The sequence below is a fragment of the Planktotalea sp. genome (genome assembly GCF_018607995.1).
In the GTDB taxonomy this organism is placed as follows: domain Bacteria; phylum Pseudomonadota; class Alphaproteobacteria; order Rhodobacterales; family Rhodobacteraceae; genus Planktotalea.
This window is the reverse complement of record NZ_JABBAL010000015.1, coordinates 294,802-312,595: the sequence shown is the minus strand read 5'-3', so window position 1 is coordinate 312,595 and position 17,794 is coordinate 294,802. Positions and strand designations below refer to the sequence as shown.

Here is a 17,794-nt window from a genome sequence, read left to right as displayed (position 1 = left end):
ACATATACATTACCAAACGCAATAAAATTACTCAAGTAATTCAAGAGGGCGCGCCATGACTGATACACAACCTGCTGCTAAAAAAGATCGCCCTTGGCTCATTCGGACCTACGCGGGTCACTCAACGGCGAAAGCTTCCAACGCGTTATACCGTGGGAACTTAGCAAAAGGTCAGACCGGTCTATCAGTCGCTTTCGATCTTCCAACGCAAACAGGATATGACAGCGATCATGTGCTCGCTCGCGGTGAAGTGGGCAAAGTTGGCGTGCCCGTTTGCCACCTTGGTGATATGCGCACGTTGTTCGATCAAATCCCGCTTGAGGATATGAACACATCGATGACGATCAACGCGACCGCCCCTTGGTTGCTTGCTCTCTATGTGGCCGCTGCAGAAGAGCAAGGCGCGGATGTATCCAAGCTGCAAGGCACCGTGCAGAACGATCTGATCAAAGAATACCTGTCGCGCGGTACATATATCTGCCCACCAAAACCCAGCCTTAAGATGATCGCGGATGTGGCCGAATATTGCTACACGAACATCCCCCAATGGAACCCGATGAACGTGTGTTCCTATCACTTGCAAGAGGCAGGCGCGACGCCAGAACAAGAGCTGGCCTTCGCCTTGGCAACCGCCACAGCCGTTCTCGATGAACTCCGCCCGCGCGTTCCTGCCGAAGACTTCCCAACCCTTGTTGGGCGTATTTCTTTCTTTGTGAATGCGGGCATTCGGTTTGTCACTGAGATGTGCAAGATGCGCGCTTTCGTAGATCTATGGGATGAAATTTGTCTGGAGCGTTATGGCGTTCAAGACCCAAAGATGCGCCGCTTTCGATACGGTGTTCAGGTCAACTCGCTTGGTTTGACCGAGCAGCAACCAGAGAACAACGTCTACCGGATCCTCTTAGAAATGCTGGCCGTGACCTTGTCCAAGAATGCCCGCGCCCGCGCCGTGCAACTCCCCGCATGGAACGAAGCACTTGGCTTGCCGCGTCCTTGGGATCAGCAATGGTCGATGCGCATGCAACAAATCCTGGCCTATGAAACGGACTTGTTGGAATTCGATGACCTGTTTGACCAAAACCCTGCCGTGGAACGCAAAGTAGAAGAGCTCAAGTCTGGCGCGCGTGCGGAGCTTGCGAACCTTAGTTCCATGGGTGGTGCCATTGATGCGATTGATTACATGAAGTCGCGTCTGGTGGATTCCAACGCGGATCGCCTCAACAAGATCGAGCGCAATGAAACCATCGTCGTGGGCGTAAACAAATGGCAGCAAGGTGAGCAATCACCATTGCAAACAGAAGATGGCGGCATCATGGTCGTGGATCCCACGGTTGAAGACGAGCAAATTGCGCGTCTAAACGATTGGAAAGCCAATCGCGATGCCCAAGCTGTGCAAACCGCGCTCTCAAACTTGCGAGAGGCATCAAGGAAGGGCGAAAACGTAATGCCTGCCTCCATCCAAGCTGCGAAAGCTGGCGTCACCACTGGCGAATGGGCCACCGAAATGCGCAAAGTCCACGGTGAATATCGCGGCCCGACAGGCGTCTCCGCATCCGTGTCGAATAAGACAGAAGGGCTCGACGATATCCGTGAGGCTGTGAACGTGGTCAGCGATAAACTTGGTCGTCGCCTTAAGTTCCTTGTGGGCAAACCAGGTCTTGATGGGCACTCCAATGGATCCGAGCAGATTGCGTTCCGTGCACGCGATTGCGGTATGGATATCGAATACGATGGTATTCGTTTGACGCCTGAAGAGCTTGTCGCCTCAGCGATTAAGACCAAAGCACATGTGGTCGGGCTATCGATCCTTTCTGGCAGTCACATCCCATTAGTCGAAGACCTGATGAAACGCATGCGCGATGCGGAGCTTGGCGACACCCCCGTGATCGTTGGCGGCATCATCCCAGATGACGACGCTGAGCGTTTGCGCGCGATGGGTGTTGCACGGGTCTACACGCCCAAAGATTTCGAACTGAATGCGATCATGAAAGATATCGTCACGCTTGCTGATCCCAACGCGATTGCGGCTGAGTGATTGACCCTGCCACAGGGCGGTTCTACCGTCCAGCGCATGACAAACACTCTCACCATCCGCCTACTTAAGAAAAGCGACGAAGCCGATTGGCGCCGTCTTTGGAATGCGTATCTCGAATTTTATGAAAGCAGCGTTCCCGAAGAGGTCTATGCGACCACATTCGAGCGTCTAATTGACCCTGCAAATACCGCGCAAAGCGCCGCTTTGGCGTTTAGCGATGGCAAACCTGTCGGCCTCGTCCATTGGATTTATCATCCGCACAACTGGAAGATTGAAGACGTCATCTACCTGCAAGATCTCTACGCTGATCCATCTGTGCGCGGCAAAGGCATTGGGCGCGCTTTGATTGAACATGTTTACGATGTGGCCGATCAAGGCGAGACGCCGACGGTCTATTGGATGACGCAAGAATTCAACGCAACAGCGCGCCAACTTTATGACCGCCTCGCAAGCAAAACCGAATTCTTACAATACAAACGTTAGGACTCACCCATGACCATTCATATCGGTGCCGACAAAGGCCAAATCGCTGAAACCGTCCTTATGCCCGGTGATCCCTACCGTGCGAAATGGGCGGCTGAGACGTTTCTTGAGGACGCAGAGCTTGTAAACGAAGTGCGCGGAATGCTGGGTTTTACAGGCACTTGGAAAGGCAACCGCGTCACAATCCAAGGCAGCGGTATGGGCATGCCATCGCTGTCGATCTATGCCAATGAATTGCTGAAAGATTATGGTGCAAAGACCTTGATCCGCATCGGGTCTTGCGGAGCGATGCAGCCTTATGTCGGAATCCGCGACGTGATTATCGCGATGACGTCTTCGACGCTCTCCACGCCTTCGTTGGGGTTTTTCAAAGAGTTAAACTACGCGCCGTGTGCGGACTGGGGATTGTTGCGCGCAGCTGTAACAGCCGCCGAAGCAAAGGGCACGAAGACCCATATTGGCGGCATCTATTCAGCGGATGTTTTCTACGATGAGCGCCCAGATCTAAATGAGCAGATGACCCGCCATGGCATCCTAGGTGTGGAAATGGAAGCGGCAGAACTTTACACGCTTGCAGCCCGCTATGACGCACGCGCCTTGGCAGTGCTGACAGTGTCGGATCACTTGATCACTGGTGACGCTTTGCCCTCTGAAGACCGCGAAAGCAGCTTTGGCGAAATGTTAGAAATCGCTTTGGAAGCGGCTTTCGCCTAACGCCCGTGCGTGCCGTCGTACCCGTTTGGTTGCGGCGACGCCCACCCTATCAGCGCGTCGGCTTCTGGCTTGAACACTTCGACCAACAGTGGATGGCATTGCGCCTCGTCGCTAGAATGAACACTTGAGCAATCCCCGCCGGGGCAAGCGCTGAGCGCGCCAAGCAAATCGATTTCGGCGAAAAACTCCAGATAGTCATCTGGCCGCACAGGGCTGGATTTCATGAAATACTGACCAGTATCGCGCGTAAACCCAGTACACATGAAAACGTTGAGCACATCATGCACATGCGGTTCTGCTTCTTTCAGGGAAACGCCAAGGTGATCCGCCAAAGCACGCGTCAGGTTCGAATGACAGCAATGGTGATATTGCGTTCCAGACAGTAGATTGCCCGTGTAGGGATCGCAGCGCGTGCCGATCACATCGTGCACAGAGCCGCCATAGGGATCGATGCCATACCACTCAAGCGTGTCTGTCGTGATTATTGCCATAGGTCGCAGGGTGGGAAGAGAACTCCACATGCTCTGAGCGGTGGTGATATGCGTGCCATGCAGCGCCCGCGTTTTGCCGGAATAAAAACGCTCGCTCAGATCATTTGCATTCCATAGATTTAGATCGCCCACTTGAGGGCCATCGGGGCACGAGATGCGAAAGAAATGGCCCACGGGCGCGTGAAACGTGCGCGCATCACGCGCAGGCACCTGTACCTCATCAACCTTCACAGCATCTTCGCGGGCTTCGCTGTAAAGCGCCATATCCCGCTTTGGCAAACCGGCAACAGGATAGCATACGACAGGCCCAATGTTGCGTCGATCTTCGGCATCGCTTGGTTGGTTTGGCATTTTACGCTCCCTCATTAGAGGCATCAGAAAACCCGCTGCACCAAAGCGCAACGGGTTAGTATGGTATTTCTAGAAATACTCTTGCGCTTAAACGGTGCGCTCGACCATCATTTTCTTGATCTCTGCGATTGCGAGCGCGGGGTTAAGACCCTTAGGGCAAGTCTTCGCGCAGTTCATAATCGTGTGGCAGCGATAAAGCTTGAATGGATCTTCGAGTTCATCCAAACGCTCACCCGTCGCTTCGTCGCGGCTGTCGATAATCCAGCGATATGCGTGCAGCAATGCAGCCGGTCCAAGATAGCGATCGCCATTCCACCAGTAGGACGGGCAAGATGTAGAGCAGCACGCGCACATAACGCACTCATAGAGACCGTCAAGTTTCTTGCGATCCCCGATAGATTGCTTCCACTCTTTCGCTGGGCGATTTGTCTTTGTCTCAAGCCAGGGCATGATCGACGCGTGCTGCGCATAGAAATGCGTCAGGTCCGGGATCAAATCTTTCACCACAGGCATGTGTGGGAGCGGGTATATTTTCACATCGCCCTTCACTTCATCCATGCCATAAATGCACGCAAGTGTGTTGATCCCATCGATGTTCATCGCGCAGGAGCCACAAATCCCTTCACGGCACGAACGGCGGAATGTCAGCGTCGGATCAATCTCGTTCTTGATCTTGATCAGCGCGTCCAAAATCATCGGGCCGCAGTTGTCCATGTCGACCCAATAGGTGTCCACTGACGGGTTTTTGCCATCATCGGGATTCCAGCGATAAATCTGCAGCTTGCGAATGTTGTTCGCGCCTTCAGGCTTTGGCCACGTTTTGCCAGTCGTCATGCGGGAATTCTTGGGGAGGGCCAGTTGTACCATCGTCTCACTCCTTTACAAAAACAGGCCAAGGCCGTTTTTAGAAATGCACTGCACCGTTTCAGGGGGCGATGCGATTGTTGTTACAGTTTCGACAGTCGCGGGCGTGACGCCTGTCGCACCAGCTTTGACGATTTCGAAGATCTCTACCCGCGACGCATTGTCTATCACCCAGTCTGTGATCGAGGCTGCATTCACGCCTGGAAACTTTTGCGCAACAACACCGTTCACCGCAGTTTTCACCGTGTTGCGCGCAACTGTGTAAGCGGCGTCATTTGCTTGCACACAGGCACCAAGGGTGGTTGCGATTGAAATTTCTTGCAAAGCCCGCATTAGAAAGTCCGCTCTTTTGGGGCGATTTTCTTGAGGCTGATGCCGCCTTCAGCTTCAGTCGTAAGTGGATCGGTGACTACAGGACGATGCGTCAGTTCGACATCCTTCCCATCGACACGGCTGATCGTGTGCACGCGCCAGTTTTCATCATCACGCGTCGCGTAATCCTCATGCGCATGTGCGCCGCGGCTTTCTTTACGCGCTTCCGCACCAAAAATCGTCGCCAATGCGTTTGGCATCAGGTTTGTCAGCTCAAGCGTTTCCATCAGATCAGAATTCCACACCAAAGAGCGATCCGTCACTTTCAAATCATCCACTTTCGACGCGACGTTCGTCATCTTTTCTACGCCTTCTTTCAGCGTTTTATCGGTGCGGAAGACCGCTGCGTCTTCTTGCATGGTTTTTTGCATTTCAAGGCGCACTTCAGCAGTTGGCGTTGCGCCACTCGCGTTACGTAGGCCATCAAAGCGATCAAAGGCGAAATCAACAGAGATTTGGTTCAGGGCTGCAGGCGCTGCCTCAGCATCCACAACTTTACCAGCGCGGATCGCAGCGGCGCGTCCAAAGACCACGAGGTCGATCAGAGAGTTGGAGCCAAGACGGTTCGCGCCGTGCACAGACGCACAGCCCGCTTCACCAACAGCCATAAGGCCCGGAACAACGGCGTTCGGATCTTTCGCTGTCGGGTTCAGAACTTCGCCGAAGTAGTTCGTCGGAATACCACCCATATTATAGTGAACCGTCGGCAGAACCGGAATTGGCTCCTTGTTGACGTTCACGCCTGCGAAAATCTTCGCGCTTTCAGAGATACCTGGAAGGCGTTCCGCCAGAGCATCAGCAGGCAAGTGTGACAGGTTCAGGTGGATGTGATCGCCACCCGCACCAACACCGCGCCCTTCACGAATTTCCATCGTCATACAGCGCGATACATAATCACGCGGCGCGAGATCTTTGTAGTTGGGTGCGTAGCGCTCCATGAACCGCTCGCCCTCGGAGTTAGTGAGATAACCGCCCTCCCCGCGCGCACCTTCCGTGATCAAACAGCCGGAGCCGTAAATCCCTGTCGGGTGGAACTGAACAAACTCCATATCCTGCAAAGCAAGACCCTGACGTGCGACCATGCCGCCGCCATCGCCCGTACATGTGTGTGCGGACGTCGCGGAAAAATACGCGCGGCCATAGCCGCCCGTCGCAAGCACAACCATCTTTGCATTGAAGACATGCATCGTGCCATCATCAAGCTTCCAGCAAACAACGCCTTGGCATTGGCCGTCTTCGGACATGATCAAATCAATGGCGAAGTATTCAATGTAGAATTCCGCATTGTTTTTCAGGGATTGGCCATAGAGCGTGTGTAGGATCGCGTGACCTGTACGGTCCGCTGCGGCGCATGTGCGCTGAACGGGTGGACCTTCGCCAAATTCAGTGGTGTGACCGCCGAAAGGACGTTGGTAAATTTTACCCTCTTCCGTGCGCGAAAAGGGAACGCCATAGTGCTCTAACTCATAGACCGCTTTGGGCGCTTCACGCGCGAGGTATTCCATCGCGTCGGTATCACCCAACCAATCAGAGCCTTTGACGGTGTCATACATATGCCACTGCCAGTTATCTGGGCCCATGTTGGACAAAGACGCGGCAATGCCACCTTGTGCTGCGACTGTGTGCGAACGCGTCGGGAAAACCTTGGTCACACAAGCTGTACGCAGGCCCTGCTCCGCCATGCCAAGCGTCGCGCGCAAACCTGCGCCACCCGCACCAACCACCACAACATCATAGTCGTGGGTTTCATATTCATAAGCTGCCATCTGGGATGCTCCGAAACTTAAAGTGCGAGTTTAGCGATGGCGAAAATGCCAACCGCTGCTGCGCCGTAGCTGAGGCAAGTTAGGAGAATGATCAGAATTTTCTGCATGAAACCATGCACATAATCCTCGATCAGCACCTGCGCGCCATCATTGAAATGTTTGAACCCAACAAGGATCGTCAAAGCAGCGACAATCGCGGGAAAGGGCCGTGCGAAGTAGGCCATGACTTCAGCGTAGTTAGATCCGAGGATACCACCGAATGTGAGGATGAACATCGGCACGAGAAAAAGCAAAGCCACGGAACTTACTTTCATCGACCAGAAATGATGTGTGCCAGATTTTGCGCTACCCATGCCGGATGCGCGCTTGCGGTCTGTTAAGAATGCCATGTCTCGCGCCCCTTTAAATGATGATCACAGTGATAAGCGTCACCAAGATAGAACCGCCGATCACAGCGTAGCCCATCTTTTCGGCTGTGTTGATCTCTAGGCCAATCGCATTGTCCCAAATCAAGTGACGCAGGCCCGCAAGCGTGTGATACCACATGCCCCAGAGCGACAAGAACAACACAAGATCACCGAACCAGCTGGTCAGGAACCCATCTGCGACCGCGAAATAGCTCTCCGATGTGGCGGCGGCCAAGAACCACCAAACAATGAGCAGTGACGTAACAAGCATTGCGTTGCCTGTGATCCGCGTCAAAATCGACGTCATAGATGTCAGTTGCGGCCGGTATATTGAGAGATGCGGCGAGAGCGGGCGATTGCCCCTATTCACATCAGCCATGGCTATATCCTTTTTCGAGTCCCTGCCGTTGTTTTAGCGCATTATTCGCTGCTGTCACCTAACAGGATCTAAACAACGCGCAGTAATTTCGAGCAATTTACAAAAAATGCAAATTTTGTGATCACACAAACTTTAGCTGTGATCACAAAAATAGTTCACACCAATTTGTTTAACAATTCCGCTCGGCCAGCCCGTCAGCTCACGACACATTGTTATGCTCTGTTCATCCAGATCGTAAAATGCGTTGGCTTCGCCGCAGTCCTCCAGCTTAACTGGAATATCGCGCGGCCAACTGAACTTAACGTTCAGAGCTTTAATCCCTTGCGAGATTACTGAGTTTTCAGCACCCGCTTGCAAGACCAGCTGGCCTTTCAAAGCGTTGCTTTCGCTCACCCCATCAAGGACACCGTTCCAGCTATCCGCCGCCAAAGCAAATTAGTCTTCGCAACCATCCGCACGCGCTTGTGGCAACTCAAGATCGCTAACGAAATCTTCGAGCACATCAGGATCAGCCCCATAAAACAAGTACACGGTATTGAAATAACGTTTTTCGTCAGGCCCGTGTGTGTCCCAAAAAGCCGGCTCATCCTGCGCTTCAGCTCAAAAAAGGCTAGCGCTGTCATAGGCAATGACTTCCGCATCATCACTGTCATAGAGCGCGTCGATCAACAGGATCGAGAGTGAGTCCGCTGCGTCTTCTTCCTGCCCAAAGATCGGCACTTGCATCGGATCAATGACCGCATGGCCCAATTCATCGTAGCAAATCGCTAAGAGGTCGTTCTCTGTAAAATCCGCAAATGCGGGGGCTGGCAGAAGGGTCAAGGCCGTTAAACACGCACGGATCATTTCGGCATTACCACCCAATAATCGAGATCCAGCAAAACTTGCGACATGTGTTTACCGTTCTCGCCTTTCAGCTGGAACACGGCGTCACCCTTGTAGGCCACCAAACGCAAACGCAGTGCACCAACGCCAGGAGCGGATGTGTCAGCTTTGTCCAGCACTTCGGACCACGCGCGCACAGTATCACCGCTAAAGCACGGGTTTGCATGGGCACCGCCATTTAAGCCAACAATCATTTGTGCGTTCGCCAAGCCGTTGAACGACAATGTACGCGCCATGGAAATCACGTGACCACCGTAAATCAGGCGTTGCCCATCATCGCGGTGGGTGGCGTCAAAGTGCACTTTCGCTGTGTTCTGCCAAAGTCGCGTCGCCATCATATGCTCGGCTTCTTCGATAGTCACGCCATCAACATGATCAATCTTTTCGCCAATCTTATAGTCACCCCAGCGATGCGGTTCGCCCGACATCTTGGTGTCATAGTCGGTAAAATCCAGACCATCAGGGATCACCAGATCGGAAATATCCAGCGTGTCTTTGAGGTCTGGAACAACCGTTTCCGGCGCAGGCGCAGTGTCGTCGCGTTTGCGCACCATCACCCAGCGCACAAATTGCATCACAGTTTCATCATTCTGATTGATGCCAGAAGTCCGAACATAGACGACACCGGTTTTACCGCTTGAATTTTGCTTTAAACCGATCACTTCGGACACAGAACGCAACGTGTCGCCTGCATACACAGGCTTTAGCCAGCGCCCCTCCGCATATCCAAGGTTCGCAACCGCGTTGAGCGAAATATCGGGCACCGATTTGCCAAAGACCACGTGAAATGCCGCCAAATCATCCAGGGGTGAAGCTGGCAAACCACTTTGGCGCGCAAATTCATCCGAGGAATAAAGCGCGTGGCGTGCAGGATAAAGCGCGTGATAGAGCGCGCGCTCACCCCCAGATACAGTGCGTGGCACGGCATGATAGATTACATCGCCGATAGAATAATCTTCGAAAAAGCGGCCTGGGTTGGTCTTGAGCATTTATTGCGCCCCCAATTTCATGTCCGGCGTGTAGGGTGCATCGATGTCTTTGGTGATCGATTGCCCGCAGCGCATGATCCCTTTGACAGGATCAAAGGTCTGCGTCGGGGAGCCATAAAGCTCCCAGCCCTTAGCCAGTGCATCACTGACCTTATGGCAAAAAGCTGATGTGTCATCTTCGCTGAGGAAGCGGTAAATCTTGCTCATGGATTAGCCTCCAAAGGGCGACACGCCCAGCAATACGTGGATAGTTGCGACAACGAGGAAGCTGACCAAGGTGATGATAACTAAAAGTTTGTCTTTCTTGGCATCGCCTGGATCCGGACGCACCCACTCTTGGCTGCGATTGATCAAAATCACCGAAACGGTCGCCCAAGCAAACATGCCACCAAACAGTATGATCGAGACGAGATCGCCATTCACTAACAAATGCGCCAACGCCCAAATTTTTACCGCTGTAAGCTGCGGATGACGCATTTTGCCGCGCAAACGACCTGTCGTCGCGCTCATCCCGAAGACGAAAAACGCGCATAGCATAAGGAGGTTGTTGATATAGGTAAAGAACGCAGGCGGCGACCAAACAGGTATGAATTCAGCCCAGCGATAGCCAAAGATCATCAACAGCAAGGATAGGACCAACACAATCGCAATCGCTCCCTTGCCCTTTTCACCCATTTTTGCGCGATGCGCTGGCAAAAGACGTTTGTAAAAGTGGGCGAGGCTCCACAGAAGCAGGCCGAGAATTAAAAGGGTCATGGCTGGCTATTCCTTTGCTAGCGCGTCTATTGCCTTTGCTTTTGCCAGAATTTCACCTGCACTGGCAACGTGTAGGTTTTCAACGATGCGTCCGTCGACGACTGCAACACCCTGCCCGTCTGCTTTTGCGGCTTCAAAAGCTGCGATTTGGCGGGTGGCGAGATCAATTTCGGCATCACTTGGCGCGAAGGCGGTGTTGGTCACAGCGACCTGTGCAGGATGGATCAACGTTTTGCCGTCAAAGCCCATGTCGCGCCCCTGCTCACATTCCACCGCGAGGCCGTCATCGTCTTTGAACGCATTATACACTCCATCGACAATCACCAACCCTTCGGCTTTCGCAGCAAGCAGACACAATTGCAGCGAGGTCAGCATCGGCAAGCGGTCCGCACGGAAACGGCATTGCAGCTCTTTCGTGAGATCGTTGGTGCCCATCACCATGCCCTCAAGTTTAGGATGCGCGGCAATCGCGCTTGCATTCAACATGCCGCGTGGTGTTTCCATCATCGCCCAGATTGACAAATCACCCGTGATCTGAGCCAAAGCATCAAGATCTGCAGGAGCCGCGACCTTTGGCAGCAAGATTGCATCTGCATTTATATGCGTCACGGCTTTGGCGTCCTCTAAACCCCACTCAGTGTCAATGCCGTTGATCCGAACGATCTTGTAGCGCGCGCCGTAGCCGTCTGTGTCCAGAGCCTCTTTCAAGGTCTCGCGCGCAGCGACTTTTTCGTCAAACGCAACCGCATCTTCAAGATCGAAAATGATCGCATCGACCTGTAGGCTACGCGCTTTGTCCAACGCGCGCGGTTTTGAAGCTGGAATATAAAGAACGGAACGAAACGGACGCTGTCGTAAATCCATGGAAATTTCCTGAGACTTGAGTGTAATAATGTTGCGCTCAAATGCACATTTATTTCCATTTCATTCAAGTTGAAAATGCCGCGATGCAGCAAAAATACTTAAATTCGATCCAACACCCCCACAGCCCACGTTGGCTTAACCGAATTTACATACCTCGCCTTGCATGCTGGTTTGGTTGATCATTGCGAGACGTTGCCCAGTATAACGCTGGTTTTTAGTCCCTGTGCTGGACGACGGACTGAACCGAAAGGTGCCGTTCTCAACATACTCTGAACGCGCTTCCTAGTGCCACTTTTTCAAAAGGACGATGCGATGAACATGCAAATGACATTTGGTGCGCTCGGGTTTGGAATTATTGCGCGCGCGGGCTCGACAGCCTTTGCACAAACCAATCGCTACTGCGCGCCGCGCGAGGTTGTCGTTGAACGACTTGCGCAAAAATATGGTGAGGCCCGCCAATCGGTAGGTCTCGTGTCCAACAACTCTATGGTTGAAACATTCTCTTCGTCAGAAACAGGCACTTGGACAATCACTGTAACGCTTGCCAATGGAACCACGTGTTTGGTCGCCTCCGGCCAGAATCACGAAGCGCTCGCAGAAAGTCTGCCAACCAAGGGCAACGACGCTTAAGTGAGTGCGTCGAAAATCAACTTGGTTCCCGTTAAAACAAGCAACACGTAAGTTATCGCGTAAAATGGCTTTTCGGGCACCAAACTATGCGCTTTCACACCCAGCCACGCGCCCAAAAGCGCAAATGGGGCAAGCGCAAGGTTTACCAGCAACAGATCCAGTGTGAATATTCCAAGAGCACCGTAGGCTATCGCCTTCATCACATTGATGATCCAGAACACAAAAACTGTGTTCGCTTGATACTCGGTTTTGCTAAGCTTCAACGACAGCATATACATAGCAGAGGGTGGGCCACCTGCGTGGCTAACAAAACTGGTGAACCCGGATGTCACACCCACGATCAGGCCGACGCTATCGGGCAAAGGTCGCGATGAAATCTTCAACATCCCCCGTGTGCGCGCGATTTGCCAAATCACAAACAGCAGTGACATGGCACCGATCAAAAACCGGATCACATCATCATTTGTCATGCGGTACACCAAAGCCCCAATAATGACGCCTGGCACACCTCCGATCAGCAATAAACGTGCGGATGGCCAATGCCACTTGCGCCAATAGGGCCGCAACGTCGCGAAGTCGATCAACAACAGCAATGGCAACATCAACCCAAGTGCTTCGCCCGGCGTGAGCACAAGCGCCAGAATCGATGCCGCTGCAAAAGCCGCACCTGACCCAAATCCACCCTTTGAAATACCCGCAAAAATAACCGCAGGGATTGCGACAGCGAAAAAGGAAAAGTCCCAAAACACAGCTACGTCTTTCATTTTATACGCTTCGGCATAGCCTTAGCGCGCTAAGTGGGGTCTTGCCAGCCTTCACAATTTTGACGCCGCAGCGCAGCACACTTGCGCAGCGCAGCAGAACACACTAGCCATGCGCCAAATTTAACGGACCGGAGAGAGATCCATGGCCAGACCTAAGATAGCACTGATTGGTGCAGGACAGATTGGTGGCACACTTGCGCACCTCGCAGCGTTGAAAGAATTGGGCGACATCGTCCTCTTCGATATTTCCGAAGGCACGCCTGAAGGCAAAGCCCTCGATATCGCGGAATCCGGCCCATCTGAGGGTTTCGATGCGACAATGTCCGGCACACAATCTTATGAAGATATCGCTGGCGCAGACGTGTGCATCGTAACTGCGGGTGTTCCACGCAAGCCAGGCATGAGCCGCGATGACCTGCTGGGTATTAACCTTAAGGTTATGAAGTCCGTTGGCGAAGGTATCCGCGATCACGCCCCAGACGCATTCGTGATCTGCATCACCAACCCGCTTGATGCGATGGTCTGGGCGCTGCGCGAATTTTCTGGCTTGCCACACGAAAAAGTCTGCGGTATGGCGGGTGTTCTCGACTCCGCACGCTTCCGTCACTTCTTGTCAGTTGAATTCAACGTGTCCATGAAAGACGTCACAGCCTTCGTTCTAGGTGGACACGGCGACACGATGGTGCCGCTTGAGCGCTATTCAACAGTCGCAGGCATCCCATTGCCGGATCTGGTCGACATGGGTTGGACTACGCAAGACAAGCTCGACGCAATAATCCAGCGCACGCGTGACGGTGGTGCTGAAATTGTTGGCCTCTTGAAAACAGGCTCCGCTTTCTATGCGCCCGCAACGTCTGCGATCGAGATGGCCGAAGCCTTCCTCAAAGATCAAAAGCGCGTTCTGCCATGTGCTGCGTATGTTGACGGTGCTTACGGCCTCGACGGCTTTTATGTTGGCGTTCCGACAGTGATCGGTGCTGGCGGCGTCGAGCGTGTTGTAAACATCAAGATGAACAAAGACGAACAGGCGATGTTCGACAAATCTGTCGATGCCGTCAAAGGCTTGGTTGCTGCATGTAAAGAGATCGACGGTTCACTCGCGTAAGCGGCGTTTGACTTCATATAACCCTGATGGTCCACTAAATGCGCAGTCTTTCGAGGCTGCGCATTTTCATTTGGGGGGCGCTCCATGCGTTCAATAATTTTCGCGGCACTTTTCGTCTTGGCACCCTTTTCACCAAGTTTTGGAACTGCGCACGCGCAAACATCTGCGTTTTCGATCCGCAGTTTAAGCGAACAGATCAAAGACGTTCAAGACAGCGCAAACCCGAACCCGTTCCAGATTGGCATGCTACAATCGCTCCGCGCCATCGAGGGCATGCTTCAAACGCGTTACAACTTCGGGCTTGGTGCCTCTTTGCGCAGCTTGCCCTTGTTTCGCCTGCCTTTGCCAGGCCCTGCAAATCCGCGCCCAGAACCGTTCAAAGGTCAGGTTATAACAGATCTAATGACGGATTTCTTGCAAGGCATGAGCGCGGCTCAAACCTCGCTTGACGCTGAATTGCCCCAAAATGCGCGCGCATTCGAGCTGACCTTGCAAGACATCTGGTTCGACATTGATCAAAATGGTATCCGTATTGAAGGTGAAGGCGCGCTATAATTGCTCGCGGCAAGGCTCATGTCTCGTCGCGATCTGCGTGAGATGAAAGAAAGCGGTGCCTTTGAGAAACCCACGACCGTGCGATTTGACAGCGCGGATCATGCGTGGCTGACCGTCTATACGCATTTGCTGTCGGGTTTTGCCAATTTCGTCTTGGCCTATGATCCAGCGCCTGTCATCGACTTGCTCGCCACGAAACGCAAAAGCGCCTTTGATACGCCCACATCACAGGCTGAGGAGAGCCCTGACCTTGCCGAACTTTCAGAAAACCTCCGAGACGCTGACAACGCTTTGCGCGCCGCCAAAGAGAAACGCGTGCGGGCAGAAGAACGCTATGCCGATCTCGAAAAAACAAATGTTTTCTATCCAAGATAAACTGACTGCCGACGATAGAACCGACGAAGACATCGCAGAGGCCATTAGTAATCTGCGCAAGTATGTGACCCAAACGCAGTTTGCGAAAACCCACATGGATGAGGCCCGGAAAGAAGAAAGGCGCACTTTTGATGCGACCGATGCACGTAAAGCATTTGAGAGGGAACTGACCAAACGTCCTGTCATGCCTAAGGACCAATTCGGAAACTTCCTTGACCCTATTTATATCGCTTTGACCGCCTTGGCCCAAGAACCTGCAAACGAAAACATCACTGCGGCCATGACACATTGGAAATCGATGATCCGACAGAACCGCCTTTTCTAGCGTTTGCTGGCCATTGAGACCGACAATAAGCGCGAATGGATTCCAAATCCTAATCAGCGCTCGGTTTTTGGAATTAGGATTTCCGAAGACATGGCAAATGCGTGGCAAGATGTGCTCGATGATGCTGACGCCTTGATTGAGGGTGAAAAGCTCATTCCTCATCCTCTTTTCCCTGAGAGTTACAGAATTAGCCTTTCCGCATTCGCTAAAAACCCCGGTCCAATTGACATTATTGAGAGCATCCATGGCATTGGTTCCTGTGAGTATGCGATGCAAGGCGAGCGGGTTTACACCGCAAGTTGGCGCGTATTCCGAAGGATGACGGCTGGGAATCAAATCGGTTTCGCAATTTTCCTGAATTGATTTCCAGTTTTGTCGATCTGAGGGCGAAATTTTGCCACACTTTGTAATTTTGTGATCACAGAAAAAATACGTGTGATCACAAATGTGCGATTTATACCGTCTGCGGCATTTTATCGTTTAATCCGCCCTTAATATTCACACTATAGGGACAAATAATCGAAGCAAGACGGGACCGTTTCTAATGAACATCCACGAATACCAAGCCAAGGCACTGCTCAAGAGCTATGGTGCGCCAGTTTCAGATGGCCGCGCTGTGCTCAAAGCAGAAGACGCCAAAACAGCCGCTGGCGAGATGGACGGCCCACTTTGGGTTGTTAAGGCGCAAATCCACGCAGGTGGTCGCGGCAAAGGCACATTCAAAGAGACCGATGCAGGCGAAAAAGGTGGCGTACGCCTCGCTTTCTCCGCCTCCGAGGCTGCTGATGAAGCTAAGAAGATGCTTGGCCGTACATTGGTCACACACCAGACTGGCCCAGCGGGCAAGCAAGTGAACCGCATCTACATCGAAGATGGTTCCGACATCGAAGCGGAACTTTATCTCGCTCTGCTCGTGGATCGTCAAACATCACGGATTTCCTTCGTGTGCTCCACAGAGGGTGGCATGGACATCGAAGAAGTTGCAGCAGCAACTCCTGAGAAAATCATAAGCTTTTCCGTTGATCCCGCGACAGGTTACCAAGCGTTCCACGGTCGCCGCATCGCATTTGAGCTCGGCCTCAAAGGCGCGCAGGTAAAACAGTGCGTTAAGCTGATGGGTCAACTTTACCAAGCCTTCGTTGAGAAGGACATGGAGCAACTGGAGATCAACCCGTTGATCGTTCTGGAAGGCTCCGGCGATCTTAAGGTTCTCGACGCGAAGGTCGGTTTCGACGGCAACGCACTTTATCGCCACGCCGACATAATGGCACTGCGCGATGAGACAGAAGAAGACAGCAAAGAGCTGGAGGCATCCAAGTATGACCTCAACTACATCGCACTTGATGGCGAAATCGGCTGCATGGTCAACGGCGCAGGTCTCGCGATGGCGACGATGGACATCATCAAACTTTATGGCGCAGAGCCTGCAAACTTCCTCGACGTAGGCGGCGGTGCGACCAAAGAGAAGGTGACAGAAGCTTTCAAAATTATCACCTCTGACCCACAAGTCAAAGGCATCCTCGTGAACATCTTTGGCGGCATCATGCGCTGTGATGTCATCGCGGAAGGCGTTGTCGCTGCGGTGAAAGAAGTCGGTCTGCAAGTTCCACTTGTTGTGCGCTTAGAGGGCACAAACGTGGAAGAAGGCAAAGCAATCATCAACAACTCCGACGTTGACGTGATTGCAGCGGACGACCTGAAAGACGGTGCACAGAAAATCGTCAAAGCGGTGAAAGGATAATCCCATGGCTGTTCTCGTAGACGAAAACACAAAAGTAATTTGCCAAGGCCTCACAGGTTCGCAAGGTACATTCCACTCCGAGCAAGCGATTGCATATGGCACAAAGATGGTCGGTGGCGTGACACCCGGCAAGGGCGGTACAACGCATCTTGACCTGCCGGTCTTCAACTCCGTGCACGAAGCACGTCACGTGACCGAAGCGAACGCATCGGTAATCTACGTACCTCCTCCCTTCGCGGCGGATTCGATCCTAGAGGCGATCGACGCCGAAATGGAATTGATCGTGTGCATCACCGAAGGCATTCCAGTGCTCGACATGATGCGTGTTCAGCGCGCTCTTGAAGGCTCTTCTTCGCGTCTTATCGGACCTAACTGCCCGGGCGTGATCACACCTGACGCTTGCAAAATCGGCATTATGCCGGGTCACATCCACAAGCGCGGCTCTTGTGGCGTTGTTTCCCGCTCCGGCACGCTAACGTATGAAGCAGTTAAGCAAACGACGGATCTTGGTCTTGGCCAATCCTCTGCTGTCGGCATCGGTGGCGATCCGATCAAAGGCACAGAGCACATCGACGTGCTGGAAATGTTCCTCGCGGATCCAGAAACACAGTCCATCATCATGATCGGCGAAATCGGCGGCTCTGCTGAAGAAGAAGCAGCGCAGTTTCTTGCGGATGAGAAGAAAAAGGGCCGTTGGAAACCAACAGCTGGATTCATCGCTGGCCGCACGGCCCCTCCCGGACGCCGCATGGGCCACGCTGGCGCGATTGTCGCTGGTGGCAAAGGTGGCGCCGAGGACAAGATCGAAGCTATGCGCTCCGCTGGAATCGTCGTGGCAGACAGCCCCGCGACCTTGGGCGAAGCTGTGATTGAAGCGATCGGTTAACGCGAGCACCAAACGCTTGGGCCTCTTTGGCCCAAGCCATCAAACGTTTGGGCCCTG

At 53.0% G+C, this 17,794-nt stretch carries 23 protein-coding genes and 1 pseudogene; 11 read left to right on the top strand and 13 right to left on the bottom strand.

All coding sequences use genetic code 11. The features are described from left to right. Positions 1 to 55 precede the first annotated feature (55 nt). The 3 genes from QZ280_RS05610 to deoD are packed head-to-tail and all read left to right on the top strand — an operon-like array spanning position 56 to position 3,232. Entirely contained in the window at positions 56 to 2,035 is a 1,980-nt protein-coding gene (locus tag QZ280_RS05610) for a protein meaA (RefSeq protein ID WP_293441590.1), read from the top strand. A 36-nt stretch (positions 2,036 to 2,071) separates the two neighbouring features. Continuing rightward, positions 2,072 to 2,518, top strand: coding sequence for a GNAT family N-acetyltransferase (locus QZ280_RS05605; protein WP_293441589.1), 447 nt, complete (start codon positions 2,072 to 2,074; stop codon positions 2,516 to 2,518). Between the two features lie 9 nt (positions 2,519 to 2,527). After that, positions 2,528 to 3,232, top strand: a complete 705-nt coding sequence (gene deoD, locus QZ280_RS05600) for a purine-nucleoside phosphorylase (protein ID WP_293441588.1) — start codon at positions 2,528 to 2,530, stop codon at positions 3,230 to 3,232. Here deoD and QZ280_RS05595 read toward each other — a convergent pair. The 12 genes and pseudogenes from QZ280_RS05595 to QZ280_RS05540 all read right to left on the bottom strand — a co-directional run bounded on the left by QZ280_RS05595 (position 3,229) and on the right by QZ280_RS05540 (position 11,356). Beyond that, complete coding sequence (locus QZ280_RS05595) at positions 3,229 to 4,074, bottom strand: DUF1989 domain-containing protein (protein WP_293441587.1); 846 nt, start codon at positions 4,072 to 4,074, stop codon at positions 3,229 to 3,231. The two genes, deoD and QZ280_RS05595, sit on opposite strands and share 4 nt — an antisense overlap. Positions 4,075 to 4,161: 87 nt before the next feature. After that, entirely contained in the window at positions 4,162 to 4,941 is a 780-nt protein-coding gene (locus QZ280_RS05590; RefSeq protein ID WP_293441586.1) for a succinate dehydrogenase iron-sulfur subunit, read from the bottom strand. Between the two features lie 12 nt (positions 4,942 to 4,953). After that, the gene (locus tag QZ280_RS05585; RefSeq protein ID WP_293441585.1) at positions 4,954 to 5,271 is read right to left on the bottom strand and encodes a succinate dehydrogenase; all 318 of its coding nucleotides are present in this window, start codon (positions 5,269 to 5,271) and stop codon (positions 4,954 to 4,956) included. After that, entirely contained in the window at positions 5,271 to 7,076 is a 1,806-nt protein-coding gene (sdhA, locus tag QZ280_RS05580) for a succinate dehydrogenase flavoprotein subunit (RefSeq protein ID WP_293441584.1), read from the bottom strand. The genes QZ280_RS05585 and sdhA overlap by 1 nt, the downstream gene beginning before the upstream one ends. A 17-nt stretch (positions 7,077 to 7,093) precedes the next feature. Continuing rightward, positions 7,094 to 7,465, bottom strand: a complete 372-nt coding sequence (gene sdhD, locus QZ280_RS05575) for a succinate dehydrogenase, hydrophobic membrane anchor protein (protein WP_293441583.1) — start codon at positions 7,463 to 7,465, stop codon at positions 7,094 to 7,096. Positions 7,466 to 7,478: 13 nt separating this feature from the next. After that, positions 7,479 to 7,862, bottom strand: coding sequence for a succinate dehydrogenase, cytochrome b556 subunit (gene sdhC, locus QZ280_RS05570; RefSeq protein WP_293441582.1), 384 nt, complete (start codon positions 7,860 to 7,862; stop codon positions 7,479 to 7,481). Positions 7,863 to 7,994: 132 nt separating this feature from the next. Continuing rightward, the gene (locus QZ280_RS05565) at positions 7,995 to 8,291 is read right to left on the bottom strand and encodes a DUF4344 domain-containing metallopeptidase (protein WP_293441581.1); all 297 of its coding nucleotides are present in this window, start codon (positions 8,289 to 8,291) and stop codon (positions 7,995 to 7,997) included. A gap of 6 nt (positions 8,292 to 8,297) precedes the next feature. After that, positions 8,298 to 8,708: pseudogene (locus QZ280_RS05560) on the bottom strand (DUF4344 domain-containing metallopeptidase). Further along, a complete protein-coding gene (locus QZ280_RS05555) occupies positions 8,705 to 9,736 on the bottom strand; it encodes a MaoC family dehydratase (protein ID WP_293441580.1) in 1,032 nt (343 codons plus the stop codon). Before QZ280_RS05555 ends, QZ280_RS05560 begins: the two are co-directional and overlap by 4 nt. Next, entirely contained in the window at positions 9,737 to 9,943 is a 207-nt protein-coding gene (locus QZ280_RS05550; protein ID WP_293441579.1) for a DUF1737 domain-containing protein, read from the bottom strand. Between the two features lie 3 nt (positions 9,944 to 9,946). Then, complete coding sequence (locus tag QZ280_RS05545) at positions 9,947 to 10,492, bottom strand: NnrU family protein (RefSeq protein WP_293441578.1); 546 nt, start codon at positions 10,490 to 10,492, stop codon at positions 9,947 to 9,949. Positions 10,493 to 10,498: 6 nt separating this feature from the next. Next, positions 10,499 to 11,356 carry a CoA ester lyase gene (locus tag QZ280_RS05540; protein WP_293441577.1) on the bottom strand — a complete coding sequence of 286 codons (858 nt, stop codon included), beginning with the start codon at positions 11,354 to 11,356 and terminating at the stop codon, positions 10,499 to 10,501. A 324-nt stretch (positions 11,357 to 11,680) separates the two neighbouring features. Between QZ280_RS05540 and QZ280_RS05535 the strand changes: the two genes are divergently transcribed. Next, positions 11,681 to 11,986 carry a hypothetical protein gene (locus tag QZ280_RS05535; RefSeq protein WP_293441694.1) on the top strand — a complete coding sequence of 102 codons (306 nt, stop codon included), beginning with the start codon at positions 11,681 to 11,683 and terminating at the stop codon, positions 11,984 to 11,986. On the opposite strand, the gene QZ280_RS05530 is transcribed toward QZ280_RS05535, so the two are convergent. Further along, positions 11,983 to 12,750, bottom strand: coding sequence for a sulfite exporter TauE/SafE family protein (locus QZ280_RS05530; RefSeq protein WP_293441576.1), 768 nt, complete (start codon positions 12,748 to 12,750; stop codon positions 11,983 to 11,985). The two genes, QZ280_RS05535 and QZ280_RS05530, sit on opposite strands and share 4 nt — an antisense overlap. 142 nt (positions 12,751 to 12,892) lie before the next feature. Between QZ280_RS05530 and mdh the strand changes: the two genes are divergently transcribed. The 7 genes from mdh to sucD all read left to right on the top strand — a co-directional run bounded on the left by mdh (position 12,893) and on the right by sucD (position 17,737). Next, positions 12,893 to 13,855 (top strand): malate dehydrogenase, encoded by a 963-nt coding sequence (gene mdh, locus QZ280_RS05525; protein WP_293441575.1) that lies wholly within the window; start codon positions 12,893 to 12,895, stop codon positions 13,853 to 13,855. Positions 13,856 to 13,939: 84 nt separating this feature from the next. After that, on the top strand, positions 13,940 to 14,410 hold the full coding sequence (locus tag QZ280_RS05520) for a hypothetical protein (RefSeq protein ID WP_293441574.1): 471 nt from the start codon (positions 13,940 to 13,942) through the stop codon (positions 14,408 to 14,410). Between the two features lie 18 nt (positions 14,411 to 14,428). Beyond that, positions 14,429 to 14,785, top strand: coding sequence for a hypothetical protein (locus QZ280_RS05515; RefSeq protein WP_293441573.1), 357 nt, complete (start codon positions 14,429 to 14,431; stop codon positions 14,783 to 14,785). Further along, entirely contained in the window at positions 14,766 to 15,110 is a 345-nt protein-coding gene (locus tag QZ280_RS05510) for a hypothetical protein (protein ID WP_293441572.1), read from the top strand. Before QZ280_RS05515 ends, QZ280_RS05510 begins: the two co-directional genes overlap by 20 nt. Positions 15,111 to 15,200: 90 nt before the next feature. After that, a complete protein-coding gene (locus QZ280_RS05505; protein ID WP_293441571.1) occupies positions 15,201 to 15,473 on the top strand; it encodes a hypothetical protein in 273 nt (90 codons plus the stop codon). Between the two features lie 181 nt (positions 15,474 to 15,654). After that, positions 15,655 to 16,851, top strand: coding sequence for an ADP-forming succinate--CoA ligase subunit beta (sucC, locus tag QZ280_RS05500; RefSeq protein WP_293441570.1), 1,197 nt, complete (start codon positions 15,655 to 15,657; stop codon positions 16,849 to 16,851). 4 nt (positions 16,852 to 16,855) lie between these two features. Next, positions 16,856 to 17,737, top strand: coding sequence for a succinate--CoA ligase subunit alpha (gene sucD, locus QZ280_RS05495; RefSeq protein WP_293441569.1), 882 nt, complete (start codon positions 16,856 to 16,858; stop codon positions 17,735 to 17,737). Positions 17,738 to 17,794: the final 57 nt, after the last annotated feature.